The sequence below is a fragment of the Streptomyces sp. NBC_00258 genome, from assembly GCF_036182465.1.
Classification (GTDB): Bacteria; Actinomycetota; Actinomycetes; order Streptomycetales; family Streptomycetaceae; genus Streptomyces.
In genome coordinates this window covers 8,338,800-8,364,953 of record NZ_CP108081.1, presented here as the reverse complement: position 1 = coordinate 8,364,953, position 26,154 = coordinate 8,338,800, and the positions used below count along the sequence as shown (strand labels likewise).

Annotated in this window: 23 protein-coding genes; 13 read left to right on the top strand and 10 right to left on the bottom strand. The window is 71.4% G+C overall.

Features of this window, described 5'->3' with window-relative positions; translation table 11 throughout:
- Positions 1 to 133 precede the first annotated feature (133 nt).
- Positions 134 to 430: a hypothetical protein gene (locus tag OG718_RS37305; RefSeq protein WP_055617873.1), complete on the top strand. Its 297-nt coding sequence runs from the start codon at positions 134 to 136 to the stop codon at positions 428 to 430.
- 48 nt (positions 431 to 478) lie between these two features.
- Here OG718_RS37305 and OG718_RS37300 read toward each other — a convergent pair whose 3' ends face one another.
- From OG718_RS37300 to OG718_RS37290, 3 genes are read right to left on the bottom strand one after another with little or no spacing between them, the layout of a single operon-like run.
- A complete protein-coding gene (locus OG718_RS37300) occupies positions 479 to 1,549 on the bottom strand; it encodes a prenyltransferase (protein WP_143631487.1) in 1,071 nt (356 codons plus the stop codon).
- Positions 1,546 to 2,292 (bottom strand): class I SAM-dependent methyltransferase, encoded by a 747-nt coding sequence (locus OG718_RS37295; protein ID WP_143631490.1) that lies wholly within the window; start codon positions 2,290 to 2,292, stop codon positions 1,546 to 1,548. Before OG718_RS37295 ends, OG718_RS37300 begins: the two co-directional genes overlap by 4 nt.
- The gene (locus tag OG718_RS37290) at positions 2,286 to 4,067 is read right to left on the bottom strand and encodes a glycosyltransferase family 4 protein (protein WP_328846277.1); all 1,782 of its coding nucleotides are present in this window, start codon (positions 4,065 to 4,067) and stop codon (positions 2,286 to 2,288) included. Before OG718_RS37290 ends, OG718_RS37295 begins: the two co-directional genes overlap by 7 nt.
- A gap of 233 nt (positions 4,068 to 4,300) precedes the next feature.
- Here OG718_RS37290 and OG718_RS37285 point away from each other — a divergent pair, with 233 nt between their 5' ends.
- On the top strand, positions 4,301 to 4,954 hold the full coding sequence (locus tag OG718_RS37285) for a TetR family transcriptional regulator (RefSeq protein WP_143631492.1): 654 nt from the start codon (positions 4,301 to 4,303) through the stop codon (positions 4,952 to 4,954).
- On the opposite strand, the gene OG718_RS37280 is transcribed toward OG718_RS37285, so the two are convergent.
- From OG718_RS37280 to OG718_RS37270, 3 genes are all read right to left on the bottom strand, one after another.
- Positions 4,938 to 5,420: a hypothetical protein gene (locus OG718_RS37280; RefSeq protein WP_328846276.1), complete on the bottom strand. Its 483-nt coding sequence runs from the start codon at positions 5,418 to 5,420 to the stop codon at positions 4,938 to 4,940. The genes OG718_RS37285 and OG718_RS37280 overlap by 17 nt on opposite strands.
- A gap of 142 nt (positions 5,421 to 5,562) precedes the next feature.
- Positions 5,563 to 5,796 carry a ferredoxin gene (locus OG718_RS37275; protein ID WP_143631499.1) on the bottom strand — a complete coding sequence of 78 codons (234 nt, stop codon included), beginning with the start codon at positions 5,794 to 5,796 and terminating at the stop codon, positions 5,563 to 5,565.
- A 3-nt stretch (positions 5,797 to 5,799) separates the two neighbouring features.
- Positions 5,800 to 7,257, bottom strand: a complete 1,458-nt coding sequence (locus tag OG718_RS37270) for an aldehyde dehydrogenase (RefSeq protein WP_143631502.1) — start codon at positions 7,255 to 7,257, stop codon at positions 5,800 to 5,802.
- Between the two features lie 191 nt (positions 7,258 to 7,448).
- Between OG718_RS37270 and OG718_RS37265 the strand changes: the two genes are divergently transcribed.
- Positions 7,449 to 8,474 (top strand): MBL fold metallo-hydrolase, encoded by a 1,026-nt coding sequence (locus tag OG718_RS37265; protein ID WP_328846275.1) that lies wholly within the window; start codon positions 7,449 to 7,451, stop codon positions 8,472 to 8,474.
- A 46-nt stretch (positions 8,475 to 8,520) separates the two neighbouring features.
- Here the strand turns inward: OG718_RS37265 and abc-f are convergent, their stop codons facing one another.
- The gene (gene abc-f, locus OG718_RS37260; protein WP_260694816.1) at positions 8,521 to 10,239 is read right to left on the bottom strand and encodes a ribosomal protection-like ABC-F family protein; all 1,719 of its coding nucleotides are present in this window, start codon (positions 10,237 to 10,239) and stop codon (positions 8,521 to 8,523) included.
- A gap of 151 nt (positions 10,240 to 10,390) precedes the next feature.
- Positions 10,391 to 11,128, bottom strand: coding sequence for a phosphotransferase (locus OG718_RS37255; RefSeq protein ID WP_328846274.1), 738 nt, complete (start codon positions 11,126 to 11,128; stop codon positions 10,391 to 10,393).
- 314 nt (positions 11,129 to 11,442) lie between these two features.
- Between OG718_RS37255 and OG718_RS37250 the strand changes: the two genes are divergently transcribed.
- From OG718_RS37250 to OG718_RS37215, 8 genes are all read left to right on the top strand, one after another.
- Positions 11,443 to 12,711 carry a prenyltransferase/squalene oxidase repeat-containing protein gene (locus OG718_RS37250; RefSeq protein WP_328846273.1) on the top strand — a complete coding sequence of 423 codons (1,269 nt, stop codon included), beginning with the start codon at positions 11,443 to 11,445 and terminating at the stop codon, positions 12,709 to 12,711.
- Positions 12,708 to 13,379 carry an SCO2322 family protein gene (locus OG718_RS37245; protein ID WP_328846272.1) on the top strand — a complete coding sequence of 224 codons (672 nt, stop codon included), beginning with the start codon at positions 12,708 to 12,710 and terminating at the stop codon, positions 13,377 to 13,379. Before OG718_RS37250 ends, OG718_RS37245 begins: the two co-directional genes overlap by 4 nt.
- Positions 13,380 to 13,391: 12 nt before the next feature.
- Entirely contained in the window at positions 13,392 to 14,615 is a 1,224-nt protein-coding gene (locus OG718_RS37240; RefSeq protein WP_328846271.1) for an energy-coupling factor transporter transmembrane component T, read from the top strand.
- The gene (locus OG718_RS37235) at positions 14,612 to 16,375 is read left to right on the top strand and encodes an ABC transporter ATP-binding protein (protein WP_328846270.1); all 1,764 of its coding nucleotides are present in this window, start codon (positions 14,612 to 14,614) and stop codon (positions 16,373 to 16,375) included. The genes OG718_RS37240 and OG718_RS37235 overlap by 4 nt, the downstream gene beginning before the upstream one ends.
- Entirely contained in the window at positions 16,372 to 17,265 is an 894-nt protein-coding gene (locus tag OG718_RS37230; RefSeq protein WP_328846269.1) for an ECF transporter S component, read from the top strand. The genes OG718_RS37235 and OG718_RS37230 overlap by 4 nt, the downstream gene beginning before the upstream one ends.
- Before the next feature lie 333 nt (positions 17,266 to 17,598).
- Complete coding sequence (locus tag OG718_RS37225) at positions 17,599 to 18,024, top strand: transglycosylase SLT domain-containing protein (RefSeq protein WP_143631527.1); 426 nt, start codon at positions 17,599 to 17,601, stop codon at positions 18,022 to 18,024.
- A 195-nt stretch (positions 18,025 to 18,219) separates the two neighbouring features.
- Positions 18,220 to 18,990, top strand: coding sequence for a YoaK family protein (locus OG718_RS37220; protein ID WP_328846268.1), 771 nt, complete (start codon positions 18,220 to 18,222; stop codon positions 18,988 to 18,990).
- A 10-nt stretch (positions 18,991 to 19,000) separates the two neighbouring features.
- Entirely contained in the window at positions 19,001 to 19,150 is a 150-nt protein-coding gene (locus OG718_RS37215; RefSeq protein ID WP_328847899.1) for a DUF397 domain-containing protein, read from the top strand.
- Here OG718_RS37215 and OG718_RS37210 read toward each other — a convergent pair.
- The gene (locus OG718_RS37210) at positions 19,138 to 20,307 is read right to left on the bottom strand and encodes a steroid 3-ketoacyl-CoA thiolase (RefSeq protein WP_055618278.1); all 1,170 of its coding nucleotides are present in this window, start codon (positions 20,305 to 20,307) and stop codon (positions 19,138 to 19,140) included. The genes OG718_RS37215 and OG718_RS37210 overlap by 13 nt on opposite strands.
- Positions 20,308 to 20,638: 331 nt before the next feature.
- Here OG718_RS37210 and OG718_RS37205 point away from each other — a divergent pair, with 331 nt between their 5' ends.
- Both OG718_RS37205 and OG718_RS37200 read left to right on the top strand, forming a co-directional pair.
- Positions 20,639 to 21,883: a cytochrome P450 gene (locus tag OG718_RS37205; protein WP_143631535.1), complete on the top strand. Its 1,245-nt coding sequence runs from the start codon at positions 20,639 to 20,641 to the stop codon at positions 21,881 to 21,883.
- Positions 21,884 to 22,067: 184 nt separating this feature from the next.
- A complete protein-coding gene (locus tag OG718_RS37200; RefSeq protein WP_143631538.1) occupies positions 22,068 to 23,810 on the top strand; it encodes a hypothetical protein in 1,743 nt (580 codons plus the stop codon).
- On the opposite strand, the gene OG718_RS37195 is transcribed toward OG718_RS37200, so the two are convergent.
- Positions 23,764 to 25,845 (bottom strand): bifunctional glycosyltransferase 87/phosphatase PAP2 family protein, encoded by a 2,082-nt coding sequence (locus OG718_RS37195; RefSeq protein ID WP_328846267.1) that lies wholly within the window; start codon positions 25,843 to 25,845, stop codon positions 23,764 to 23,766. The two genes, OG718_RS37200 and OG718_RS37195, sit on opposite strands and share 47 nt — an antisense overlap.
- Positions 25,846 to 26,154 lie beyond the last annotated feature (309 nt).

Genomic DNA, 26,154 nt, shown 5'->3' with positions numbered 1-26,154 from the left:
CAAAGGTTAAGCGCTGACGAACCATCACGGGGAGAGGCTGTCACCGCCCTTCGACGGCGCCTTGACCTCGAAGGATTCCAACGCGTTCGAACACAACAGGTTTCATTCGGGATTCAAGGGCAACTCGCAGAGCATGTCCTCTCGAACTCGCAGTAACGGTGCCAACCAGGCCGGCACGGTCATCGCGGTCGTCGCCGACATCATGGCCCTCATCCTTGGCCTCTGGATCCTGATGTACCTGCTGGACGCCAACCAGGGCAATGACTTCGTCCAGTTCATCCACGACGCGGCACGCTGGCTCGCCGGCTGGTCGCACGACCTGTTCACCTTCGACGAGCAGTGGGCACGGGTCGTCGCAGGGTATGGCCTCGCGGCCGTCGTGTACCTCTTCGTGGGGCACGCGATCGCCAACCGCGCCCACCGTCACTGACGTACGTACAGAGCAGGTGCGAGTACGTACCGAGCAGGTGCCCGGCCCCTACTGACAGCAGTCCGGGTCCAGGCCCGTCGGCAGGCGGTCGCCGCTGAAGACCGCGCACGTCGCCTCGTCGCCGCCCAGAGCGGCGACGGCGAGGAGGAGGGAACCGGCCGTCCAGGAGGTCAACTCTTCGGGCCAGACGGCCTGGGCGTCGAAGACGTAGCCCGTCCAGTACAGGCCGGTTCCCGGGTCCCGCAGATGCTGGATCGACTGGAGAATCTCCAGGGCCCTGTCGGACTCGCCCACGGCCCAGAGCGCCAGGGCGAGTTCGGCCGACTCCCCGCCCGTCACCCACGGGTTGGGGACGACACACCGCACGCCGAGCCCCGGGACCACGAAGCGGTCCCAGGCCCCCTCGATGCGGTCCTTCGCCTCGGCGCCGGTCAGCGCGCCGCCCAGCACCGGGTAGTACCAGTCCATCGAGTAGCGGTCCTTGTCGAGGAACCGCTCCGGGTGCCGGCGTATCGCGTGGCGCAGCGCGCCCACCGCCAACTCCCAGTCGGGCTGCGGCTCTTCGCGTTCCTCGGCGATGGCGAGCGCGCAGCGCAGCGCATGGTGGACGGACGAACTCCCGGTCAGCAGCGCGTCGTCGACGGGCGTCCCGTCGTCCTCGCGCTTCCAGCCGATCTGTCCGCCGGGCTGCTGCAGTTCGAGGACGAACTCCACCGCCGCGAACACGGTCGGCCACATCCGGTCCAGGAACGCGTCGTCGCCGGTGGCGAGGTAGTGGTGCCACACACCGACGGCGACGTACGCGCAGAAGTTGGTCTCACGGCCGCGGTCGGTGACGTCGGCGGCGTCCCCGTCGGCGTAGGCCGCGTACCAGGAACCGTCCTCGTTCTGGTGCCGGGCCAGCCAGTCGTACGCCCGCCCTGCGGCCTCGTGCTCGCCGGCCGCGTCCAGGGCCATGGCGGCCTCGGTGTGGTCCCACGGGTCGAGATGGTGCCCGCGGAACCACGGTATGGCGCCGTCCGCGCGCTGTACGGCCAGGATGCCCCGGACGGTCTGCGCGGCCTGTTCCGCGGTGAGCACTCCGGTCAGGACGAGGTGCTCGGTGCGCGGTGTCGTCACGAAGGGTCCACCGTGGCAGCGTCGACGGGCAGGTGGGGCTTGGTCGCGTACGCCACGAAGCTCTTGCCGATCAGCGGGTTCAGCGCCTGCTCGGCGACCCGGGTGGCCAGGGGTTTCTTCATGATGTCCCAGACGAGGAGCTTGTGGTACGCCCGCACCGGCAGCGCCTTGTCGTTGTCGACGCCGAACGCGCACTTCAGCCACCAGTAGGGGCTGTGCAGCGCGTGGGCGTGATGCGTGCCGTACGGCCTGAGGCCGGCCTCGCGGATCTTGCCGAGCAGTTCGTCCGCCTTGTAGATGCGGATGTGGCCGCCCTCGACCTCGTGGTACGCGTCCGAGAGCGTCCAGCAGACCTTCTCGGGCCCGTAGCGCGGGACCGTGATGGCTATCCGCCCGCCGGGCTTGAGCACGCGGACCATCTCGGCGAGCACGCCCTTGTCGTCCGGGATGTGCTCCATCACCTCGGAGATGATGACGACGTCGAACGACTCGTCGGGGAAGGGGAGTTGGAGCGCGTCGCCCTCCATGGCGGTGGCGGTCGCGCCCTCCGGTGCCTCGCCCGCCTCCTTCATCGCGGCGAACCACTTGGCGACCTCGCGGATCTCCTCGGCGTTCTGGTCCAGCGCGACGACGTGCGCGCCGCGCCGGTAGCACTCGAAGGCGTGGCGTCCCGCCCCGCACCCGAGATCCAGCACACGGTCCCCCGGGGCGAGCGGGAACCGGGAGAAGTCGACGGTCAGCACGTGGTCCTGCTTTCACGGTGAGGGGTGTCCACGGAGGCGGTGGCGGGAGCCACGTTCACGGGGGTGGCGGGCGCCACGTGCGGAGGGGTGACGGACGCCGGGGCCGGCGGGGTGGCTGACGCCAGGTCCAGAGGGGTGGCGGACGCCACGTGCGGAGGGGAGGCAGGCTCCGGGGCCGAAGCGGTGGTGGACGCCAGGCCCAGCGGGGTGGCGGGCGCCGGGGCGGGAGGGTTGGCGAGCGCCGGATCCCGTGGGGTGGCGGACGCCGCGTGCGGAGGGGTGGCGGACGCCAGGCCCGCAGGAGGAGTGGCGGACGCCGCGTGCGGAGAGATGGCAGGCGCCGGGGCCGGAGAGGTGGCGGGCGCCGGGGCCGCAGGAGTGGCGGGCGCCGGGTCTGCGGCCCTTGAGGCCGTGGAAGGGCGCCGGATCCCGGTCGCGGAGCGGCTCTGCGCCCCGGCCGTGGAGGGGCCCCCGCTCGCGATCGCCTCGCGGTAGCGGGAGACCGTGCCCTCGGCGGCCTTGGCCCAGGTGAAGCGGTGGAGGACGCGCTCCCGTCCGGCGGAGCCGAGTCGTACGCGCAGCCCGGGGTCGCCCAGCAGCCGGCTCAGCCCGGCGGCCAGCGCCCCCGCGTCGCCGGGCCTGACGGCCAGGCAGGTCTCGCCGTCGGGGCCGGTGACCTCGGGGATGGCCCCGCCGGTCGTGGCCACGAGCGGCGTACCGGTGGCCATCGCCTCGGCGGCGGGCAGCGAGAAGCCCTCGTAGAGGGAGGGCACGCAGGCGACCTCGGCGGACCGTACGAGGTCGACGAGTTCGGCGTCCGAGATGCCCTTCACGAACTCGACTGAGCCTTCGAGGCCGTAGCGCTCGATGAGCTGGGCGACCGGCCCGTCCTCGGCGCGCTTGCCGACGACGACGAGGTGCGCGGCGGGGTGCTCCGTACGGACCTTCGCGAGCGCCTCGACGAGGAAGACGAGGCCCTTGAGGGGGACGTCCGCGCTGGACGTGGTGACGATCCGGCCCGGCACCTGCGGCACGGACGGATCCGGCGAGAAGAGGTCGGTGTCGGCGCCGATGTGGACGACGTGGATGCGGTCGTCGCGTACGCCGAGGTGGTCGACGATCTCCTGGCGGGACGTGCCGGAGACGGTGAGGACGGAGGGGAGGCGGCGTGCGACGCGCTTCTGCATGCGCGTGAACGCGTACCAGCGGCGTACGGACATCCGGCGGCGCCGGCCCTCCGCGGCGTCGAGCTCCAACTGCCGGTCCACGGTGATGGGGTGGTGGATGGTGGTGACCAGCGGGGCGCCCACGTCCCCCAACAGCCCGTAACCCAGGGTCTGGTTGTCGTGCACGACGTCGAAGTCGCCGCGGCGGGCGCGGAGATGGCGGCGGGCTCGCAGGGAGAACGTCAGCGGTTCCGGGAAGCCGCCGGTCCACATCGTGCCGACTTCGAGCGCGTCGACCCAGTCGCGGTACTCGTCGCGCTTCGGCGTACGAAAGGGATCCGGGTGCCGGTACAGGTCGAGGCTGGGCAGTTCGGTGAGGGAGAGCCCGTCGAGTCCCTCGCCCTCGTCGAGCACGGGGTAGGGCTGGGAGCCGATGACCTCGACCTGGTGGCCGAGGCGGGCCAGCTCTCGCGAGAGGTGCCGTACGTAGACGCCCTGGCCGCCGCAGAACGGGTTCCCTTTATAGGTGAGGAGCGCGATGCGCAGCGGTCGGTCGGCGTCGGCGGCCGAGCCCTCTTGGAGGCCTGCCTCCATGGCCTCATGGGTCACTCTCGGCCCCCTTCTTCCAGCACGTTCCCGCGAGATTACTTCGGGACGGTAATCTAGAACAAGTTTCAGACTTGATCGTTCAGGGAGCACAGAATCTACCGGCAGGTAGCACTCCTGTGAGCGGTGGATCAGGTGATTCACGCCACGGCCGGGCTCTACTCTGCTGTCGCCCACTCGTCCCCATCGAGCCCTCTGTTGTACGAATCTTGTACGAACGTCACGGAACGGGATCCATGCCTGCGGAAGCCAAGACTTCGGCGAAGGCCGCGCAGCCGGCGGTACGGGCCGCGCAGCCGGTCACTCCCCCGCTCACCGAGCGCCAGGAGGCGCGGCGGCGGCGCATCCTGCACGCGAGCGCGCAGCTGGCGAGCCGGGGCGGGTTCGACGCGGTGCAGATGCGGGAGGTCGCGGAGTCGTCCCAGGTGGCCCTGGGCACGCTCTACCGCTACTTCCCGTCCAAGGTGCATCTGCTGGTCGCGACGATGCAGGACCAGCTCGCCCATATGCACGGGACGCTCCGCAAGAAGCCGCCGGCGGGCGACACGGCGGCGGAGCGGGTGGCCGAGACGCTGATGCGCGCCTTCCGCGCCCTCCAGCGCGAGCCGCATCTCGCCGACGCGATGGTCCGCGCCCTGACCTTCGCCGACCGCAGCGTCAGCCCGGAGGTCGACCAGGTCTCCCGCCAGACCACGGTGATCATCCTCGACGCGATGGGCCTCGACGACCCCACCCCCGCCCAGCTCTCCGCGGTCCGCGTCATCGAGCACACCTGGCACTCGGCCCTCATCACCTGGCTCTCGGGCCGCGCCTCCATCGCCCAGGTCAAGATCGACATCGAGACGGTGTGCAGGCTGATCGACCTGACGGAGGTCAGGGAGACGCGGTAGCCGGGGCGTTGGGGCAGTCGAGTCGCTGTCCGGAGAACGTGAACCGCAGGCCGTCGGGGTCCTCCTTGGACGGGGCCGTCGTGAAGACGTACAGACCCCAGTTCGCCCTCGTGAACAACCAGGTGACGCCGTCGCCCTCCGGCTTGCGGAACACCTGCTCCCACCCTCGGTCCTTCAGATCGGCCACCACCTTGGCGAGGGCAGCCGCCTTCGGCACGCCGTCCGTCGGCACGGCGGCGATCATCCGGCATCGGGCGGGCGTCCCGGCTCGGTCGACGATCCGGTCGAAGCCGCCGGCGGCGGCTGCCGCCCGCACGTTCCGCCGCACCGTGTCGCGGCTCAGCTTCGCCTCCTTCGCCGACGTGCCGGACGAGGCACTGCCCTTCGGCCGGGGCGACTTGGAGCCGCCGTCGCCGGTTCCGCCACCGCACCCCGCCAGCAGTACCGCCGCCGTCACGACACCCATCGTCAGCGCTCCTGCGCGCATCGCCGCCCCCTGCCCCACCGCCCCGGGCGACGCGCCCGCGGTCGTGAGGCGGAGTTTCCCACAGACCTCTCGGGTCACTCACCGGCGGGAAGACCAGGTGCCCCGGGCACATGGAACCGGCTCACTCCTCCGGCGGAAACACCGCCTCCCCGCTCCCCAGCACGGTGATCATGATCGCCTCCACCGGACACCCCTCCGCCGCCTCCAGGACCTTCTCGTTGGCGTCGGCCTCCGGCTCCGCCGGGTGGGACTGCATGGCCGAGTCGAGGTGGAAGGCGGTGGGGGCGAGGTGGGTGCACTGGGCCGAGCCGATGCAGAGGGAGCGGTCGACCTCGACGTGCCAGCGGTCGCCCATCGGTCAGGCCTCCCAGCCGGCGGGCAGGTGGATCATCTTGTGCTCCAGGTACTCACCGTAGCCCTCGGGACCGAACTCGCGCCCCAGGCCGGAGTTCTTGTAGCCGCCGAAGGGTCCGAGCATGTCGAGGCTGAAGGTGTTGACGGAGTACGTGCCGGTACGGACCTGGCGCGCCACGTCGATGCCACGGGCCACGTCGGCCGTCCAGACGCTGCCGCTCAGCCCGTAGTCGGAGTCGTTGGCGATCTTGACCGCCTCGGCCTCGTCGCCGTACGGGAGCAGGCAGATCACCGGCCCGAAGATCTCCTCGCGCGCGATCCGCATGGAGTTGTCGACATCGCCGAAGAGCGTCGGCTCGACGTACCAGCCGCGGTCGAGACCGGGCGGACGCCCGCCACCCGTGAGGATCTTGGCGCCCTCCTCCTGGCCGATGCGGATGTAGTCGAGGTTGCGCTGCTGCTGCCGTTGCGCGACCAGCGGGCCCACCTGGGTCGCAGGGTCGAGCGGGTCACCGACCACCAGCGCCCCCGCCGCAGCGGCGAACGCCTCCGCAAACTCGTCGTAGCGCGAGCGCGGCAGCAGGATGCGGGTCTGGGCGACACACGCCTGACCGTTGTTCATCCAGGCCGCCGAGACGATGCCCGGCACGGAGGTCTCGATGTCCGCGTCCGGCAGGACCACCGCCGCCGACTTCCCGCCCAACTCCAGTGTCACGCGCGTGAGGTTGCGTGAGGCGACCTCCATGACCCGCCTGCCCGCGGCGACCGAACCCGTGAAGGAGACCTTGTCGATTCCGGGATGCCCGACCAGGTACTCGCTCACCTCGCGGTCCGCCGGCAGGATCGAGAGCACGCCCTCCGGCAGCCCGGCCTCCTTCGCGATCTCGCCGAGTATGTAGGCGTCGAGCGGCGACTCGGGCGAGGGCTTGAGCACGACCGTGCAGCCGGTCAGCAGCGCGGGCGCGAGCTTGGCCGCCGCCACGAACTGCGGGACGTTCCAGGGGGCGACTGCCGCGACGACCCCGACCGGCTCGCGCCGCACGAGGATCTTCCCGAGCACTCCGTCGCGTGTCTCCTCGTACGTGAAGTCGCGCGCGACCGTGATCGCCGCGTCCCACACCATCATCGCGCCGAGGGCCTGCGCGAGGACGCTCCAGGAGTACGGGGAGCCGTTCTCGGAGGAGATGACGCGGGCGATCTCCTCGTGGCGTACGGCGATCGCGTCCTTGATCCGGGTGACGACCTCGATGCGCTCGTCGAGGGACATCCGCGGCCAGGGGCCCTCGTCGAACGCGGTCCGCGCGACCGCGACGGCCCGGTCGACGTCCGCCCGTGAGGCGTGCGGCACCCGGCCGATGACCTCCTCGGTGTGCGGGGAGATCACCTCGATGACGTCCTGGCCCAGGGGAGCGGCCAACTCCCCGCCGATGAACAGCTGTCCGTGTTCCACGAGCTCGGTCATGGCCGACTGCCTCTCCGCGGGACGTTTCCTGACGGTGCATCAGAAACAACAACACTGGAACTGATACCAGTTCCGGTTGGAGGAGTCCACGGACCTCACACCACTTCGACGTGCCGACCCGATGAGTGACTTGGGCTCCCATTGGAACTGGTTCTAGTTATAGTGGCCGGGAGTCGGCGACAGGGGAACCCATGGCACAGGTGACCGATCACGGCGGGGGCGTACGGTCCGTCGAGGTTCCCATCCCGGACAATCCCCTCGGAACGACGCTCGTGTATGTCGTGGACACCGACCGCGGGCCGGTGCTGATCGACACGGGCTGGGACGATCCGGCGTCCTGGGACGCGCTCGTCGAGGGGCTCGTGGCGTGCGGGACGTCCATGGCGGAGATCCACGGAGTGGTGATCACCCATCACCACCCGGACCACCACGGCCTGTCGGGCAAGGTGCGGGAGGCGTCCGGCGCCTGGATCGCGATGCACGCCGCCGACATCTCGATCGTGCGGCGGACACGCGAAACGAAGCCCGGGCGCTGGTTCACGTACATGGCCGACAAGCTGACCGCCTCGGGGGCGCCCGAGGAGCACGTGGCGCCGATGCGCACCGCCCGCTCCCGGATGTTCCCCGGCGCCTCCCCCGCGCTCCCCGACCGCGAGATCGTCCCCGGCGAACTTCTCGACCTCGCCGGCCGCCGCCTCCGCGCGATCTGGACGCCGGGCCACACTCCCGGCCATGTCTGCCTCCATCTGGAGGAGGCGCATCCGGCCCAACTCCCGGGCCACGGACGCCTGTTCTCCGGCGACCACCTCCTGCCGAGGATCACCCCGCACATCGGCCTCTACGAGGACCCGGACGACGAGACCGTCGCCGACCCGCTCGGCGACTACCTCGACTCCCTGGAACGGATCGGCCGCCTCGAACCGGCGGAGGTCCTCCCGGCCCATCTGCACGCGTTCACCGACGCGCCGTCCCGCGTAAGGGAGTTGCTCGACCACCACGAGTCCCGCCTCACCGACCTCCGCTCCCTCCTCTCCACGCCGCTCACCTCGTGGCAGCTCGCCGTCCGCATGGAGTGGAACCGCCCGTGGGACGACATCCCCTACGGATCGAGGAACATCGCCGTCTCGGAGGCGGAGGCCCATCTGCGCCGGCTGGTGAAACTGGGCCACGCGGAGGCGGTACCGGGGAGCGATCCGGTGACGTACGTGGCCGTTTGAACCTGCTCCTCGGACGCCTGGGGGCGTGTCCGACGGCTCAAGGCCGTCAGTTCTGGCGCGTCTTACCGGTGGTCTGACGCGGTGTCTTCTCGGCGGCGGTCAGGGGCAGTTCGAGGCGGGGCCCACGGAAGCGTTCGCGCAGGAGCCGGTCGTGCGTCACGACGACCAGCGTGCCGGTGTAACAGGCCAGGGCCGCCTCGATCTCCTCCACCAGGGCGGGGGCCAGGTGGTTCGTCGGTTCGTCGAGCAGGAGCAGATCGAGTGGGCCGGCCGTCACGAGCCGGGCCAGTTCGAGCTTGCGGCGCTGTCCGACGGACAGGTTCCGTACGGGAACGGCGAGGTCGGCGGCGTGGAACAGGCCGAGCGCGAGGAGGGCGTCGGCGTGCTCGTCGGGGTGCCCCGGCCTGCCGGCCGCGAACGCCGCCAGCAGCGTACGGGCGTCGAAGGCGTCGTCGGGCGCGCTCTGCTGACGCAGGAATCCGACTCGGCGCGGTCGGCGTACGACACCGGCGTCAGGCGTCAACTCCCCTGCCAGCAGTTGGAGAAGGGTGCTCTTGCCGACACCGTTGGGGCCGGTGACGAGGAGCCGGTCACCCGGGTCGAGCGTCAGGGACGGAACGTACAACCGCCCTTCGACCAGGACGTCTTCCAGGTGCGCCGAGGCCGTTGATGTTCCCTCGGCGGTCGGCGTGCCTTCGACGCGGCCCGTGAACCGCAGTGGCTGCGGAGGCGGCGGCACGGGATGTTCCGTGAGCCGTTGCAGCCGCTCGCGTGCGTTGCGGATGCGGCTCTGTGCTCCGTGCGCCCGCGAGCGTCCCCGGAAGGCGCCGGCGCCGCTGAACGCCCGCGGCCCCTTGCGGGGGATCTCGGCAAGCATCCCGATACCGGAGTCGGCCAGGTGTTCCTGTCGGGCGACCTCATCGCGCCATTGCTCGTACTCCCAGGCCCACCGGGCCCGGGCCGCCGCCTTGGCGGTGAGGAAGCCGGCGTATCCATTGCCGTAGCGCCGTACCGTGCGCTGATCCTGGTCCACTTCCAGGATGGTGTCGGTGACACGTTCCAGGAACGCCCGGTCGTGCGTGGCCACGACGACCGTGCCCCGATGACGGCGCAGATGCCCTTCGAGCCAGGCCACGGCCTCGTCGTCCAGATCGTTGGTCGGCTCGTCGAGCAGCAGCAGTTCGGGAGCCGAGGCAAGGGTCGCGGCGAGCGCGAGCCGGGAGCGCTGCCCTCCGGAGAGGGTGCTCAGCCGACGCTCCCGGTCCAGTGGCGCGTTCTCGCCGAGCCGGCGCAGGCCCACCTCGACCCGGCGATCCGCTCCGTGTCCGCCCCGCGCGTCGAACTCGGCCACCAGTGCCGCGTAGCGCTCGAACTCGGCGGTGCCGGCCGTGCCCAGGGCTGCCTCGGCGACATGAATACGGCGCTCCAGGGCGCGTAGTTCGCCCAGTACGTGATCCACGGCATCGCCCACGCGCGCCGAGCCGGGCAGATCGAGAGTCTGGCGGAGGTGGCCGGTCCCGCCCGGTGCGACGACGGTCAGGCTGCCATTGTCGACCGGCTCCTGCCCTGCCAGCAGCCGCAGGAGGGTGGACTTCCCGGAGCCGTTGTCCCCGACGATCCCGACCTTCTCGCCCGGCCGGACAGCGAGGGACACGCGGTCCAGGACGATGCGGTCGCCGTAGCGCTTGGTCACGTCGGCGAGTGCGATCTGGGACGTGGTGAGGGGGGAGACGGTGGCTGTGGTGTCGACGGGAGCACAGTGCAAGTGCGGTCCTTTGCTCGGCGAACAGGATCGTGCGGCAAGCAGCGGGAACACCGGCTGCCGACCGATGAACACGAAGCTAGACGATACGGTCCGTCTCGTCAAGCCTCCCGCAGCCGCCGCTCCAGAAGCGGCCACTCACGACCCGGGCCGGCTAGGCCAGCAACCTGCGGATCAACTCCCGCGCTTCACCGAGGAGTTCGACCTCGCTGGGGCTCATCGTCGGGTTGGCGGCCCGCTGCCCCGTCGCCCAGCCGAGACCGCCGCTCGGGCCCGTCAGGAGCGCCGGGTCGGGGCAGCCGGCCAGCAGGGCGGACAGCATCTCCTCGGCCAGGGGCGCGCGGGGATCGTCGTCGACGGCCACCTGGGCGACGATCACGGCGGACATGCTCCAGTCGCGGCCGGGCGGGCCCTCTTCGGTGTTGGCCCAGTCGATCACCATGGGCCCGGCCGGGGCGAGGAGGACGTTCTCCGGGTGCAGGTCCAGGTGCAGGACGCGTACGGCGGGGTCGGTGGAGCGGCGGGCGGGGATCGCGTGCAGGTCGCGCAGGAGCCGGGCGAGCGCCGATCCCGCCTCGCCGGCGGTGAGTTGGCCGGCGGCCACCGCCTCGACCAAGGTCGGCCCGTACAGCCGCTCCATCACGAGGTCGGTGCGCGCGTCCGCCGCCCGCACGCGCGGCACGGGATAGCCGTGACTCCGTACGTACTCCATGACGGCCGCCTCGGCCGGCGCGTCCCCGTAGCCGTCCCGGTACCGGCGCAGCACCCACGCGCCGCCACCGGGACCACCGTGATCGCCGAGGCCGTTGTGGTCGTGGTGGTCGTCGAGCGCGTAGACATCCGCCGTGCGCCCCGATCCGAGCAGGCGGCCGGCCCCCGCAGGTATCCCCATGGGCAGAAGCTACCCGGAGCTGTTCGGTCTCACAGGCGGTCCCACAGGCGGCCCTCAGGGTCTTGCTACGGGCCGGTACAGTGAGCGGGTCGTCATCACAGTCGTACGGGGGGAAGCCGGTGCAAATCCGGCGCTGACCCGCAACCGTGTGCCGCCCGGTCGCGTCAGGGGCGGTGAGCCGGACTGCCCCGTACGGACGTGACCGGCTCGCGTCACCGGAACCGCCGGTGACCGGCACCGTCGAGGCATACGGAGCCGAGCCGCCTTGGATTCCAGGCTGCCCGGCTCCCTGCAGGGAAAGGCATCCGCCGATCATGTTTGTCCGCCGCAGCGCAGCGGTACTGGCCGCCACCGCCGTGATCGGTACGGCGTTCGCGCCCGCCGCCCTCGCCGACGAGTCGCCCGGCGCGACGCCGTCCCAGGCGTTCCCCTCCGCCCTGTACGGCAGCACCGACCCCACCTACGACGGCGTCTGGCGGCAGTCGCTGGCTCTGCTCGCCCAGGACACCGTGGGGGTGAAGCCCGCGAAGCAGGCCGTCGACTGGCTCGCCGGCCAGCAGTGCGAGAGCGGGGCCTTCGCGGCTTACCGCCCCGACCCGCGCGCGAAGTGCGATGCCAAGACCAAGGTCGACACGAACAGCACCGCCGCCGCGCTGCAGGCCCTGGAGGCCCTCGACGCGAGCGACGCCGTGACCGGCGCGGCCGTGAAGTGGCTGAAGTCCGTGCAGAACAAGGACGGCGGCTGGGGCTACTTCCCGGGCACGCCCAGCGACACCAACTCGACGTCCGTCGTGATCGGGGCCCTGGACGCCGGAGACACCGACGCGAAGGACGTGCCCTCGAAGGACGACCGAACGCCGTACGACGCCCTGCTCGGCCTCTCCGTCCCCTGCGACGAGACCGGCGGCGGCGCCTTCGCCTTCCAGCCGGACAAGAAGGGCAAGCTCGCGGCGAACGCGGACGCCACGGCGGCGGGGGTGCTCGGCGTGCTCGGCGAGGGCCTGGACGCGGATCCCGACGAGGACGGTGCCGACAAGGCCTCCCCGAAGGCGTCCCAGTGCGTGGGCGGCCACCCCTTCACGGTCGAGGACGCGGCGGCCAACGGTGCCCTGTATCTCGCGGGCGCGGTCGCCAAGAACGGCTACCTGAAGTCCTCCCTCCCCGGCGCCGAGGACCAGCCCGACTACGGCAACACCGCCGACACGGTCGTCGCGCTCGCCGCCGCCGGCCGCACGGCCGACACCGGGAAGCCGCTGGCCTGGCTGGAGAAGAACTCCGGCACCTGGGCGGCGAAGAGCGGCCCGGCGGCGTACGCGCAGCTGATCTTCGCGGCGAACGCCACCGGTACGGACCCGCGTGCCTTCGGCGGCGCCGACCTCGTGAAGCAGCTCGGCGCGACCGGCCCCGCGGCGGCGTCCTCCGACGCCTCCACCGCCCCGGCCGACGACAAGAACGACAAGGACGCCGCCTCGGACGAGGACGACGGCGGGGTCAGCCTCTGGTGGATCATCGGGGTCGGCCTGGTCGGCGGCATCGGCATCGGCTTCCTCCTCAGCGGCCGTAACAAGAAGCAGCAGCCGTGACCTGCCGCCGCCTGGTTCTGCCGGTCCTGTGCCTCCTGCTCGCCGTCCTCGGCACGGCGGGGCAGGCCCAGGCGGTCGGCTACCGCTACTGGTCCTTCTGGGACCGGAACTCCACCGCCGACACGTGGGTGTACGCGACCCAGGGGCCGTCGACCGCGCGGCCATCGGACGGTGACGTCCAGGGGTTCCGTTTCTCGGTGAGCGAGGACTCCAAGGACTCGGCGAAGCCGCGCGGGGCCGCCGACTTCGCGACGATCTGCGCGAAGACGCCCGCACGGGAGGGTGCCAAGCGGGTCGGCCTGGTCCTCGACTTCGGCACGGCCGCGGACGCCCCGTCCGGCTCGACCCCGCCCCGACCCCGCACGGCCTGCGCCCGCGTCGACGAGGACGCCACGACCGCGGACGCCCTCGCCGCCGTCGCCAAGCCCCTCCGCTACGACACGAACGCGCTGCTCTGCGCCATCGCGGGCTACCCGGGCACAGGCTGCGGAGAGCCGGTCTCGGGCGACCGCCCGAGGACTTCGGCGTCACCTGGCACGGAGGCGGAGAGCAAGTCCGGCGACGGCAGCGGGGACGGCGGCCCCTCGGTGGGCCTGCTGGCCGGAATCGCCGCGGTGGCGACCCTGGGCGCGGCAGCAATCTGGCAAGCACGCCGCCGCCGCGGCTGACGGGCCCCTGCAATGACCGCCGGCAACGACGACAACCTCCAGGCCCCCGCCTCCGCAGCCACCGCGACCGCCGCTGCCACTGTGCCCACGGCACCGGGTGCGCTGTCCAAAAGAGTTCAACGCAGACTCACCGCGCCGCAGGCAACCCGCACCAACGCGATCCACCCAGGCGCCTGGTGGCTCTGGGCCCTGGGCCTGGGCACAGCCGCATCCCGCACCACGAACCCCTTGCTCCTCGCCCTCCTCATCGGCGTTGCCGGCTACGTGGTGGCGGCCCGCCGGACAGAGGCCCCCTGGGCCCACTCCTACGGCGCCTTCGTGAAACTCGCCCTCGCCGTCCTGGTCATCCGCCTGGCGTTCGCAGTCGTCCTCGGCTCCCCCATCCCCGGCACCCACACCGTCGCCACACTCCCCGAACTCCCCCTCCCCGACTGGGCAAAGGGCATCCGCATCGGAGGCCGAGTCACCGCGGAAGGCCTCGTCTTCGCCCTCTACGACGGCCTGAAACTCGCCGCGCTCCTCATCTGCGTAGGCGCGGCGAACGCCCTCGCGAACCCGGCCCGCCTCCTCAAATCCCTCCCAGGAGCCTTGTACGAGGCGGGAGTTGCCGTAGTGGTGGCCCTCACCTTCGCCCCGAACCTGATCGCGGACGTCCAACGTCTGCGCGCCGCCCGGCGCCTCCGAGGCCGCCCGGACAAGGGCCTGCGCGGCCTGCTCCAGGTCGGACTCCCGGTCCTGGAGGGCGCGTTGGAGCGGTCCGTCTCCCTGGCGGCGGCGATGGACGCACGCGGCTACGGCCGCACGGCGGACGTACCGCCCACCGTCCGCCGCATCACCGCCGCACTCACCCTCGGCGGCCTGGTCGGCGTCTGCGCCGGAACGTACGGCCTGCTCACCGCGGAGGGCGGCAGCTACGGCCTGCCCGTACTGCTCGCCGGACTGGCCGCCGCCCTCGCCGGACTGTGGCTCGGCGGCCGCCGCTCGCTGCGTACGCGCTACCGGCCGGACGCGTGGGGCGTCCGCGCATGGCTGGTCGCCGCCTCCGGCGCGGCGGTCGCGACGCTGCTGATCCTCTACGCCTCCTACTCCCCGTCCAGCTCCGCGGCCCTGCACCCCGGTGTCGTCCCGCTGACCGCGCCGACACTCCCCCTGTGGCCCGCGGCGGCGATCCTGCTCGGCCTGCTCCCCGCCTTCGTCGCCCCCGCACCCGAGAACACCCGCAAGGAATCCTCATGATCCGCTTCGAGAATGTCTCCGTGACATACGACGGAGCGGCAGGGCCGACCGTCCAGGGCATCGAACTCACCGTCCCCGAGGGCGAGTTGATGCTGCTGGTCGGACCGTCCGGGGTCGGCAAGTCGACGGTGCTCGGCGCGGTGAACGGACTGGTCCCGCACTTCACGGGCGGCACCCTGCGCGGCCGCGTGACGGTGGCGGGCCGTGACACCCGGACCCACAAGCCGCGCGAACTCGCGGACGTGGTCGGCACGGTGGGCCAGGATCCGCTGTCGCACTTCGTGACGGACACGGTCGAGGACGAACTCGCGTACGGAATGGAGTCGTTGGGCCTCGCACCCGACGTGATGCGCCGCCGCGTCGAGGAGACCCTGGACCTGCTCGGCCTCGCCGACCTGCGCGACCGTCCCATCTCCACGCTCTCCGGCGGCCAGCAGCAGCGCGTCGCGATCGGCTCGGTCCTCACCCCGCACCCCAGGGTCCTGGTCCTCGACGAACCGACCTCGGCCCTGGACCCGGCCGCCGCGGAGGAGGTCCTCGCCGTCCTCCAGCGCCTCGTCCACGACCTCGGCACGACGGTCCTCATGGCCGAGCACCGCCTGGAACGCGTCATCCAGTACGCCGACCAGGTCGCCCTCCTCCCCACCCCCGGCGCCCCTCTCGTGCTGGGCACACCGTCCGAGGTCATGGCCGTCTCCCCGGTGTACCCGCCGGTGGTGGCGCTGGGCCGGCTCGCCGGTTGGTCACCCCTGCCGCTGACGGTGCGGGACGCCCGGCGACGGGCGGGCGCACTGCGGGAGCGGCTGGAGAACAGCACGTACGAAGCGGCGGGCACGACGAGCACGTACGCGCACACCACGGCGCCCCTGCTCCCGACGGAAAGCACCCCGGCGCCCTCCCGTCACCCCCGCCCTCGCCTCTTCCGCAAACGCACCCCCGAATCCGCACCCCCACCCACAAGTCCAACCCCAACTGCCCGCCACTCGGCAGCAGTTGCGAACCTTTCCGTCCGCCGCGGCCGTACCGAGGTGCTCCACTCGGTCACGCTCACCGTCGACCCCGGCGAGACCCTCGCCCTCATGGGCCGCAACGGCGCCGGCAAGTCCACGCTGCTCTCCGCCCTCGTCGGCCTGGTCCCACCGGCGTCGGGATCCGTGCGCGTGGGCGGCGTCGAGCCCCACCGCACGGCACCCCGTGAACTCATCCGCCACGTCGGCCTCGTACCGCAGGAGCCCCGCGACCTGCTGTACGCCGACACGGTGGCCGGGGAGTGCGCGGCCGCGGACTCCGACGCCGAAGCGGAACCGGGCACCTGCCGGACCCTGGTGTCCGAGCTGCTCCCGGGCATCGAGGACGACACGCATCCGCGGGACCTCTCGGAGGGCCAGCGGCTCGCGCTCGCCCTGGCGGTCGTCCTGACGGCCCGCCCGCCCCTGCTCCTGCTCGACGAGCCGACCCGAGGCCTCGACTACGCGGCGAAGTCCCGTCTGGTCACCGTCCTGCGAGGGCTGGCGGCCGAGGGTCATGCCATCGTGCTGGCCACCCACGACGTCGAACTGGCCGCCGAACTCTCCCACCGGGTCGTCATCCTCGCCGACGGCGAACCCGTCGCCGACGGCCCGACTGCCGAGGTCGTCGTCGCCTCCCCGTCCTTCGCTCCACAGGTCACCAAGATCCTCGCTCCGCAGAAGTGGCTCACGGTCCCGCAGGTGCGCGAGGCGCTCCGCGCGGCCGAAAGAGCGGAGGAGGCCGGCTCATGAGCGAGAAGTCACACTCCCGCCCCGACCCTCGCCCCCTCCCCCAGCGCCAAGCCCGCCCCATCCGCCTGGGCCCCCGCTCCCTCGCCGCCCTCCTCCTCGTGAGCCTCGTCGGTCTGGCGGCGCTCACCTGGCCGTTCTTCAGTGGACCCACCTCACAGGTGAGTGCCCACTCCAAGGACGCGCCCTGGCTGTTCGCGGGGCTGCTCGTGCTGCTGGTCGGAGTCGTCGGGGCGACGATCTCCGAGTCGGGGCTCGGCCCCAAGGCCGTGGCCATGCTCGGCGTGCTCGCAGCGACGGGGGCCGCACTGCGGCCGATCGGAGCCGGCACCGCCGGCATCGAGCCGATGTTCTTCCTGATGGTGCTGAGCGGGAGGGTCCTCGGGCCGGGCTTCGGATTCGTACTCGGGGCGGTCACGATGTTCGCGTCGGCGCTGCTCACGGGCGGGGTCGGGCCGTGGATGCCGTTCCAGATGCTGTCCATGGGCTGGTTCACGATGGGCGCGGGCCTGCTCCCGGGCCCGGACCGGCTGCGCGGCCGGGGCGAGCTGTTGATGCTCGCCCTGTACGGGTTCCTCGCGGCCTTCGCGTACGGCACGTTCATGAACCTGGCCGGCTGGCCCTTCATGGACGCGCTGTCGTCGAACGTCGCCTTCGACCCGCACGACGACGTGGACGCCAACCTGGCCCGTTTCGTCGCGTACTGTCTGGCCACCTCCCTCGGCTGGGACCTGGGCCGGGCCGTGGTGACCGTCGTCCTGACCCTCACGCTCGGCGCGACCGTCCTCAAAGCCCTCCGACGGGCCACACGGAGGGCCGCCTTCGAGACCTCGGTCACCTTCGAGGACCCGCGTGGTGCGGCGCCCGTCACACCGTCCGGCCGCACACCGTAGACGCTTCAACCACTGCGGGTCACACCCACCGTGAGGCGGCCCACAGGACCTAGGTCACTTACGAAGCGCGGTCGTAGATCATTCCTTCTGTCATGCCCACGCCTTTATCGCCTCTGACCTGCGGATTGAGAGCCACGTCACAGAAGGACCTTTTGCGGCAGATACGACCACAACTAGCAAAAGGGGTCATTGCGGACGCCCGCCGAGCCTGTTTCTCTGGAGGAGTCGCAAGGCGCCGACGAGCCCACCCGGGCCTCGGCGCCAACGCATGCCAAGGCCTTACGGGTCACGGCGTACGAGCGACCGCCATGTCCCCGAAGGAAAAGGTTCTCTGTGTCCATCTCCACCCGCATCCGCCGTATCGCCACTCCGAAGAAGGCCCTCACCGGTGCCGCCGTGGCCGCTGCCACCGCCGGCATGGTGTTCGCGGCGGGCCCCGCCCAGGCCGCGGCTCCCGCGAAGGCTTCCCCCACCTCGGCCAAGGAGATCGCGCGGAAGATGATCCCGAACGACTCGCAGTACAAGGCGTTCAGCAAGATCGTCGAGCATGAGAGCGGCTGGAAGGTCACCGCCACCAACTCCTCCTCCGGCGCCTACGGCCTGGTCCAGGCCCTGCCGGCCTCGAAGATGGCCTCCGCCGGTTCCGACTGGAAGACGAACCCGAAGACCCAGATCAAGTGGGGCCTCGACTACATGAACGACCGCTACGGCAGCCCGACCGGCGCCTGGAACTTCTGGCAGGCCAACGGCTGGTACTGACCGGCCCGCGAGACACCCAGACGCGCCCAGGCGCACCCCCGTACGCGAAGGCGGCGGCCCCCGATCCCCGGGGCCGCCGCCTTCGCCATGCTCCGGTGGGGCACATACGGACTCTCGACAGGCCTCCGTGGTGGACTTGACCGCGCTCCACCGCACGCTTCACCGCACCGAGCCCGCCCGCCGACCGGAGGCCCCATGAGTTCCGAAGAGACAGAGAAGACGGGGGACACAGGGGAGCCAGGAAAGACGGACGAGAAGGCGGACGAAAGGACGGACACGCGAACGTCCGACCCCGCACCCAAGCCCGACCCCGAGGCGCGCGGACTGCGGCTCGCGCCCGTGCTGCTGGCCCTGACCGTGGTCAGCGGGCTGATCGACGCGGTGAGCTATCTCGGCCTCGAACACGTCTTCACGGCGAACATGACCGGCAACGTGGTCGTGCTGGGGTTCGCCGCCGCCGGCGCACCCGGCTTCTCGGTGTCGCACACGCTGACGTCGCTGGGCACCTTCCTGGTGGGCGCGGTGGCGGGCGGCCGCATCGCGGTACGCCTGGGCAAGGGATCCCGCCGGACCTGGGCCCGCCTCACGCTGGCCGCGGAGGCGGTACTGGTCGGCGCGGCCTCCGTGGTCGCCTTCGCCGCACCCGACGCGACCGCAACCGTCTACACCCTCATCGCGGTGACGGCCTTCGCGATGGGCCTGCGCAACGCGACCGTGCGCAAACTGGGCGTCCCCGACCTGACGACCACCGTCCTGACCATGACCCTGACGGGCCTCGCGAGCGACTCCCGCGCCGCGGGCGGCACCGCCCACCACTCCCCCCGCCGCACGGCATCGGTGATCGCGATGCTCGCGGGCGCCCTGCTCGGCGCTTGGCTGGTACTCCACCACGGCCTGGCCATTCCGCTGCTGGTCGCGGCGGGAGTGGTGGGGGTGCTGGCGGTCATGGCTTCGGGGCGGGAGTGAGAGGGCTCGGCTGTCCACGCCAACGCCCGTCGAAGCGGCTCCGCCCTCCGCCCCTCCCCGACACTCGAAGAACCCGGCGGGGCCCGTCCTCACCCTCGGCCCCGCCACCTTCACCACGTTCGTCAACTGGACGACAACGGCAGTGACTCACAACCGCTGAATGATCGTCCCGGTCGCCAGCGCCCCGCCCGCGCACATCGTGATGAGCGCGAACTCCTTGTCCCTGCGCTCCAGTTCATGGAGAGCCGTGGTGATGAGCCGCGCCCCCGTGGCCCCAACGGGGTGCCCGAGCGCGATCGCGCCGCCGTTGACGTTCACCTTCTCCAGGTCCTGTTCGAAGACCTGCGCCCAGCTCAACACCACTGACGCGAAGGCCTCGTTGACCTCGATGACGTCGATGTCCTTCAGCGACATCCCCGCCTTGCCGAGAACCGCCTTCGTGGCGTCGATCGGGCCGTCGAGGTGGAAGTGCGGGTCCGACCCCACCAGGGCCTGAGCCACGATCCGCGCCCGCGGGCGCAGCTTCAGCGCCCGCGCCATCCGCTTCGACGCCCACATCAGGGCAGACGCGCCGTCGGAGATCTGCGACGAGTTGCCCGCCGTGTGGACCGCCGTCGGCATGACCGGCTTCAGGCCGGCCAGGGCCTCCATGGACGTGTCGCGCAGCCCCTCGTCCCGGTCGACCAGGCGCCACATGCCCTGCCCGGCCCGCTGCTCGTCCTCGGTCGTGGGGACCTGCACGGCGAACGTCTCCCGCTTGAAGCGCTCCTCCGCCCACGCCGCCGCGGCCCGCTCCTGCGAGATGAGGCCCAGCGAGTCCACGTTCTCGCGAGTCAGCCCCCGATGACGGGCGATCCGCTCGGCGGCCTCGAACTGGTTGGGAAGGTCTACGTTCCACTCGTCAGGGGTCGGCTTCCCCGGGCCGTGCTTGGAGGCGGCTCCGAGCGGCACTCGGGACATGACCTCGACGCCACAGCTGATCCCGACGTCGATGACGCCCGCCGCGACCATGTTGGCGACCATGTGGGAGGCCTGCTGCGAGGATCCGCACTGCGCGTTCACGGTCGTCGCCGCCGTCTCGTACGGCAGGCCCATCGCGAGCCACGCGGTACGGGCGGGGTTGCCGGACTGCTCGCCGGCATGGGTGACGGCTCCGCCGACGACCTGCTCGACGCAGTCCGCCTGGATCCCCGTACGGCCGAGGAGTTCTCGGTAGGTCTCACCCAGTAGATAGGCGGGGTGCAGGTTGGCGAGCGCGCCGCCGCGCCTGCCGATGGGGGTGCGCACGGCTTCTACGATCACGGGTTCCGCGGCCATGGGGAGTTCCTCTCCTCGGGTCACCCGCGCGGCGCGGGCGTCCCGGCCCACCCGCCACGCTGAACTAGTACGCGTTCTAGTTCTGTGTGCAGTCTGCTGACCCGGCGTCCGTCACCGCAAGGGTCGTGCAGCTCCCGAAGTCGCGATCTGCACGACTTCCGCACGCAATTCGGGTTGTCGCGCCTCTTGCCACTTGTAGAACCCGTTACTACCTTCACGGCAATTCCCGGTACCTGATGGACCGTCAGAACGCGGCAGAGCGCGACCGCCAGAGCCCGACTGCCAGAACTCGACCGACAGAACCCGACCGTCGCACGACCTGGAGTTGCCGATGACCTGTCCAGCGCTGCCCGACGGGTTCGATTTCACCGACCCCGACGTGCTGCACCACCGCGTGCCCTTCCCGGAGTTCGCCGAGCTGCGTCGGACCGAACCGGTCCGCTGGATCCCCCAGCCGCCCAATCTCGCCGGTTTCGGGGACGAGGGCTACTGGGCCGTCACCCGGCACGCCGACGTCAAGTACGTGTCCACGCACCCCGAGTTGTTCTCGTCCACCCTCAACACCGCGATCATCCGCTTCAACGAGCACATCGAGCGCGACGCGATCGACGCCCAGCGGCTGATCCTGCTGAACATGGACCCGCCCGAGCACACCCGGGTCCGCCAGATCGTCCAGCGCGGCTTCACCCCGCGGGCGATCCGCGCCCTGGAGGACAACCTGCGCGGCCGCGCGGGACGGATCGTCGAGACCGCGCTGGCGAACGCGGGCCCCGGTGGTTCCTTCGACTTCGTGACCGAGGTCGCCTGCGAACTGCCCCTCCAGGCGATAGCCGAGCTGATCGGCATCCCGCAGGAGGACCGCGCCAAGATCTTCGACTGGTCCAACAAGATGATCGCGTACGACGACCCGGAGTACGCCATCACCGAGGAGGTCGGCCAGGAGTCGGCCACCGAGATCCTCGCCTACGCGATGAACATGTCCGCCGACCGCAAGCAGTGCCCGGCCAAGGACATCGTCAGCACCCTGGTCGCCGCCGAGGACGAGGGCAACCTCGGCTCGGACGAGTTCGGCTTCTTCGTGCTGATGCTGGCCGTCGCGGGCAACGAGACGACCCGAAACGCCATCACCCACGGCATGCACGCCTTCCTCACCCACGCCGACCAGTGGGACCTCTACAAGCGGGAGCGCCCGGCGACCGCCGCCGAGGAGATCGTCCGCTGGGCGACACCGGTCGTCTCCTTCCAGCGCACGGCGACCCAGGACACCGAACTGGGCGGCAAGCAGATCAGGAAGGGCGACCGCGTCGGCATCTTCTACTCCTCCGCCAACAACGACCCGGAGGTCTTCGACTCACCGGAGGTCTTCGACATCACCCGCGACCCGAACCCGCACCTCGGCTTCGGGGGCGGCGGCCCGCACTTCTGCCTCGGCAAGTCGCTGGCCACCCTGGAGATCGACCTGATCTTCAACGCGATCGCCGACGCGATGCCCGGCCTCAGGCTGGTCGGCGACCCTCGCCGGCTGCGCTCGGCATGGATCAACGGCGTCAAGGAACTGCAGGTCAGCGCCGGTTGAGCCGCCGGTGACCCGCTTCGCGGGAGGCAGGGGCATCCCCCCTACGCCCCGCCCCTGCCTCCCCCGGGTCCCGCCGGGTTGCCCCGTGCCCGAAACCGAGTGAACGTTTCCGGTCCGTTACGCGTCTTCACGGATGGCACAGCCAACTGACACCTTCGAAGACTTCGAACGGACAAGCCGAGCCGTGGTCCCAGCCGAACTGTCACTCGTCCGGCCGGAGGGCGCGACCGCCTCCCGGAAGCGGGACCTCCGCCCGGTTTGGAGGCGGCACCGCGTTCCCCTCCTCGCCACCCTGCCGACCGTGCCGCTGTACGTGGTGTGGTGGCTGTTCCTCGCCACCGGCGGCGGTGATCTCGCGGCACAGGAGGCCTGGGCCGACTTCGCGTCCCGGCACGGCGGTTCGGCGTACAGCCTGTTCTGGTACGGCGGGATGCACACCGCCAACTACAGCCTGATCTCGCCCTATCTGATGGCCGCCTTCGGCGTGCGCACGGTCACCGTCGCCGCCGGGCTCCTCGCCGCCTGGCTGGCCTCGGTCCTCATCGTCCGTACGGGGATCCGCCGGCCGCTCGGCCCGGCGCTGCTCGCCTCGCTCGCGCTGTGGTGCAACGTCGCGTCGGGGCGCACCACCTTCGCCCTCGGTGTCGCGCTCGGGCTCGCGGCCTGTGTGCTGCTGACCCGGGAGCGCCGGCTGCCGCTCGCGGTGGCGTACGCGGCGCTGGCGGCCATGGCGAGCCCGGTGGCCGGACTGTTCCTGGTCGTGGCGGGCGCCGGCCACGCCCTCGTACGGGACCGGGTGCGGGCCGCCACGCTGATCGTCCCGCCGGTCGTGGTGGTGGGCACCACCACCCTGCTGTTCCCGTTCACCGGCGAGCAGTTGATGCCGGCGGCCCGGATCTGGCCGCCCGTCGTGATCGGCCTCGTCGTACTGACCCTCGCGCCGCGCGGCTGGCGGGTGCTGCGCTGGGGTGCCGTCGTGTACGCGGCCGGGACGGTCCTCACGTATCTGATTCCCTCACCGGTCGGCACGAACGTGGAGCGGCTCGCGGAACTGTTCGCGCCGGCGGCCCTGTTGGCCGCGCTGCTGGCGGTGCCGAGCCATCGGCACACAGCGGAGCCGCAGGGGCGCGCCGGTGTCGAGGGGACGAGCGCGCGGAGGCCCGAAGGGTCGAGCACGGTCGTCCCCTCGACACCGGCTGAGGCGTCCCGGAGTCGCAGCCAGAAGAGACGCCGGATCGCGCTCGCCATGGCGCTGGTCTTCTCCGTGGGCTGGGTGGGCAAGAAGACCGTCGACGATCTGCAGGTGTCGACGGCCGTGCCGGCCTGGGCCTCCGACACGGCCAGCGTCGTGGACGCCCTGGACCGGCTCGGCGCGGACCGTACGCGCGTCGAGGTGGTCCCGGCCCGCAACCACCGCGAGGCGACCGCGCTGGCCCCGCACGTGAACCTGGCGCGCGGCTGGAACCGGCAATTGGACATGGAGCGCGGCCGGCTCTTCTACGACGGGACGTTCTCGGAGACGACGTACCGGGCCTGGCTGGACCGGTGGGCGGTCGGCTTCGTCGTACTGCCCTCGGGAAAGCCGGACGGCTTCGCGGAGGACGAGGCGCGCCTGGTCGCGCGGGGCACCGAGTGGCTGGAGCCGGTGTGGCGGGACGTGAACTGGCGGGTCTACCGCGTGCGCGGGGCGGTGCCCCTGGTGTCGAAGCCCGCCACCGTCGTGCGGGCCGACAGCGCCGCGGTCCTCGTGCACGTCCCGCGGGCCGGCTCGGTGACCGTGCGCGTCGCCTTCTCGCCCTGGCTGTACGCCGAGGGCGGCTGCCTGGAGAAGGCGGGCGAGTTCACGCGTCTGACGGTGACCGAGCCGGGCGAGTACCGGATCAGCTCGGGGTACGGTCCTTCGCCGGGGCCGGCTCCGCGGTGCTGACCTCCGCGGCCTCCGCCGTCTTCGCCGCCTCCACCGCCGGTTTCGCGAGCGGCCGCGGGCGCGGTCCCTGGAGCAGGTAGGTCAGCGCGAAGCCCGCGCCGACGACGGCCGCGCCGCCCGCCGCGTCCAGGACCCAGTGGTTGGCGGTCGCCACGATCGCGGAGACCGTGAACAGCGGGTGCAGCAGGCCGAGAGCCTTCATCCACCACTTCGGGGCGAGAATCGCGATGACGAGCCCGCACCACAGCGACCAGCCGAAGTGCAGCGAGGGCATCGCCGCGTACTGGTTGGTGAGCGCGGTCAGCGTCCCGTAGTCCGGCTGGGAGAAGTCCTGCACACCGTGCACGGTGTCGATGAAGCCGAGGCCCGGCATCAGCCGCGGCGGGGCCAGCGGGTAGAGCCAGAAGCCGACGAGCGCGAACAGCGTGGCGAAGCCGAGCGCCGCGCGGGCCCAGCGGTAGTCGGCGGGACGGCGGACGTAGAGGATGCCGAGGACACTCAGCGGCACCACGAAGTGGAACGACGTGTAGTAGAAGTCGAAGAAGCTCTGCAGCCACGGGACGTCCACCACCGCGTGGTTGACCCAGCGCTCGACGTCGATGTGCAGGAACTTCTCGATCGCGTGGATCTGCTCGCCGTGTTCCTCGGCGGTGGCACGGCCCCCCGTGTTGGTGCCGCCGGTCGCCGCGAGTCTGACCTGCTGGTACGCGGAGTAGCCGACGCGGATCAGCAGAAGTTCGAGCAGCAGGTTCGGCCGGGTGAGGACCCGGCGCAGGAACGGCAGCAGCGGCACGCGCTTCCACCTGGTGGGCACCGGCTGCGCGTACTCGGTCGGAATCGGCGAGCGGTAGTACTCCGACGTTCGGGACAGAAACGGAACCACGGTGGCCGCGGCGAGGGCGGCGAGCAGGACGACGTTGTCACGCAGCGGGTAGAGGGCCGCCATGTTCGGCAGCATCATCTTCGCCGGGAGCGTCATCACCAGGATGACGGCGACGGGCCATACGTACCGGTCGCCGGCCTTCTTGCCGACCCGGCCGACCAGCGCGAGCAGCACCCACAGCAGCTGGTGCTGCCAGGTGGTGGGCGACACGGCGACGGCGACACAGCCGGTGACCGCGACCGCGAGCAGCAACTGCCCGTCGCGGGCGTAGCGCACGGCGCGGCGCAGGCCGAGCACGGCGACGGCCGCGCCCAGCGACAGGAACAGCCCGATCTCCAGCGGGCCTTCGAGGCCGAGCCGGAGCAGCGCGCCGTGCAGCGACTGGTTGGCGAGGTCGTCGGCGGGCCGCCCGAGCCCGACTCCGGCCAGGTGGTGCACCCAGTACGTGTACGAGTCGTGCGGCATCGCCGCCCACGCGAGCGCGGTGCCCGCGGCGAAGGCGATCCCCGTGGAGGCGGCGGCCCGGCGGCGGCCGGTGAACCACAGGAGCGGCACGAAGAGGAGCACGGTCGGCTGGAGGGCCGCCGCGAGCCCGATCAGCACCCCGCTCGCCCGTTCCCCGCGCACGGCGAAGCAGCCGAGGAGCACGAGCAGCACGGGAATGATGCTGGTCTGGCCGAGGTGGAGCGTGTTGCGCACGGGCAGCGACAGCATCAGCAGGCTGATCGCGACGGGCGCGGCGAGCAGGGCCGTCCGGCGGCTCACGGGCTGCGGCAGGGCGCGCGCGGCGACCAGGCCGAGGGCCACGACGAGCAGCAGCGTGCCGAAGGTCCAGCCCCAGCCCAGGGCCTGTTCGGCCGACCGGGTGAGGGGCTTGAGGACGAGCCCGGCGAACGGTGTGCCCGTGAACTGGGTCGAGTCGTACAGCGACCCCTTCACATGGAGCACGCCGTTGGGTCCGACCCAGGTCTCCAGGTCCGTCAGCCGTTCGCCTTTCGGCGTGCTCAGGACGACGGCCACCTGCCGTACCGCCAGGACGGCGGCGACCAGCCAGAGGCCCGCGCGGACCACTCCAAGCCGTGCCTTCGCCGTCCCGGGCGCCGCCGCCCCGAAGGCATCCCCTGGTCGTCCACCGTGCTCCGCATTCGCCACGCGCCGTCGGCCCTCCCGCCCCGTTCGTCCCCGGTGTCCCATGGGTCTGGTGCGTCTGTTTCCTGTTCGAATCCTAAGAGGCTCGCACTCCCCCCGCCGTGAGACGCAGGCAACCCCCTCTTCACCTGACGTCCTTCAGTCTTTTGTCCGGATGGAGGTGTTGTACGGCCGGTGAGGCTCCCTCGCAAGTCGCCGTGAGACCTCCGCGAGTCGCCGTGAGTGGAATACAACCACCCAACCTGCCGGTAACCGGCTATATTCAGCGACGGAACTAGTTAGCGCACCTAAGTAGACAGGCGAAAGGTATAC